Annotated in this window: 2 protein-coding genes; both read right to left on the bottom strand. The window is 70.1% G+C overall.

From position 1 onward, the window contains the following. Positions 1-998: FAD-dependent oxidoreductase (locus tag AC08ON_RS08500; protein WP_476616745.1), on the bottom strand; the 998-nt coding region annotated here is incomplete at its 3' end. A 255-nt stretch (positions 999-1,253) separates the two neighbouring features. Beyond that, positions 1,254-2,180 carry a DMT family transporter gene (locus AC08ON_RS08505; RefSeq protein ID WP_476616746.1) on the bottom strand — a complete coding sequence of 309 codons (927 nt, stop codon included), beginning with the start codon at positions 2,178-2,180 and terminating at the stop codon, positions 1,254-1,256. Position 2,181 lies beyond the last annotated feature (1 nt).

Below are 2,181 nucleotides of genomic sequence, written 5' to 3' on the forward strand. Positions count from 1 at the left end.
GCTGGGGACATCGCGTGGGCGGCGTCGCCGATGCAGAGCAGACCCGGCTGGAACCATCGGCGAAGCCGGTCGACCTGCACCACCAGGGTCTTCACCTGGTCCCAGTCAGTGAGGTCGTCAACGGCACCGGACAGCGCCGGCGCCGCGGTGGTGATCTGCGCACGGAACGCCGCCAGCCCGCCGGCCGTCCTTGGCTGCCGCTGCGCCGACCCCTTCCGGAGCACCATTCCGCACTGCCAGTAGTCGCGTCGATCCAAGGTGATCAGGGCGTGGCCCTTGCGGAGGTGCGCCAGGGTGAATCCGTCCCCGTTCCCCTCCTCCTCACGCCCGTTCCCCTCCTCGTTCCCGTTCCCGTCCCTCGCCGCCCGGCGGCCGCTCGCGGACCTGTCACCCACGTCTTTCGGCAGCCGGAACCAGAGGACGTCGAAGGGAGCGCCGCGCTCCCGCACCGGCAGGCCGGCACGGGACCGCAAGGTCGAGTGCCGGCCGTCGGCGGCCACCGTCAGATCCGCCCGGATCTCGACCTCCCCGAAAGGGCCGGCCGCGCGCACGCCCACGACCCGTCCATTCGCCCGGACCAGGTCGGTCGCCTCGGTGCTCATCGCCAGGCGGAACGTCGGATAGGCACCGGCCCGCTCGGCCAGAAACGTGAGAAAGTCCCATTGGGGCATCAGGGCGATGAACGGGCAGGGCGTCCGCAGGTGCCGGAAGTCCACAACGGTCCGGCGCCGGCCCGCCATATCCAAAGCCAGCGTGGCGGCCCGGGTGTGCGGGATGCGAAGGAAGTCCGTCAGCAGGCCCAGCTCCGCCATTACTGCCATCGTGGACGGGTGAATCGTGTCACCGCGGAAGTCACGGGCGAAATCATCGTGCTTTTCCAGCACGATGACGTCCACCCCTGCGCGGGCCAGCAACAGACCGAGCATCATCCCCGCCGGCCCACCGCCCGCGATGACGCATCGGGTGGTCCAGCGCAACGGTGCGGATGGTGTTCCCATACCAGCTCCCCGGGCCTGCCCCGAGTCGGCCGCCACCAGGCGGAGCGACCGCGGCGGTCCCCGGAGCCCGTCGTCCCCGTCATCCTGCCCGGACGTCCTGCCCGGCCGAGGAGATGATCGAACCTGCCGTCGCCAGGCGCTGAGACTCCCGCTCGTCAGGTGCAGCCCTTCCAGCGCGAACCATTCGATGGCCGGAGGCTGGACTTCCGCGAGTACCGGTAACAGTTCGACCTCGTCGCCCGCCAGGAGGGGGCATCAGGACGGGGGCATCGGGGCGGGGGCGTCGTGGCGAGAGACGTCAGGCAGGCGACGGGTGGGGCGTGGCAGGGCGGGCGAGCGGGCGAGCAGGACGACCCCGCCCACGACCAGCAGGGCCGCCACCGTGACACCTGTGATAACCCCGGGGGTGTCCGGGGCGGGTACCCCGAAGACGAGCACGGCGAGAGTGTAGGAGACCGTCGGATTGGTGATGTTCATGGCAGTGACGGTCGGCGCGAGCGGGCCCACGGCGAACGCCATCTGCCCGAATACGAGGCTGGCCATCGTGACTCCGCACAGGGCGTAGGCGAACCAGTGGGTCGCGGTGGTACCGATCCCCTCGTTCAGGGTCTCGTCGGTGACCTGCTTCATCAGCAGGGCGCTCAGCGCGAAGAACAGCCCGGCGCCGACTCCGAGCATCGCCGCACGCATTGCTGGTCGCCGGCCGCGGGAGAACACCGTCAGTGTCGCCGCGAGGGCAATGATCGCGAGGATGGTCAGCGCCAGCCGGTATTCGTCCAGGGGAGCATGGGCGGGTAGGCGTCCCTGGACCGTGAGGAGCAGCGCGAGGCCTGCGCAGATCGATGCCACCGCCCACCATGCTCCCCGCACCATCCGCAGATGGGTGCGGACCAGGCCCAGCGGAAGCGTGAACAGTAACTGGGTGACCATGAGGGGCTGCACCTCGGCGAGGGAACCAAGGTGTAGGGCGAGCGCCTGGGTGAAGAACCCGGCGACGTTTGTCAGCCAGCCCAGCAGCCACATCGGTTCGCGTGCCAGGTCGACCAGATGCCCTATTCCGGGCAGCGCGTGCGTCCGGTCGTCACGGGCGGCGAACCGGCTGCGTCCGGCGGCGCGTTGTTGCAGAGCCGCGGACGACGCGAGCAGGAACGCGGCGCACAGGGCCAGCGGGATGAAGAGCAAC

Source organism: Frankia sp. CoWAU3, assembly GCF_977971855.1.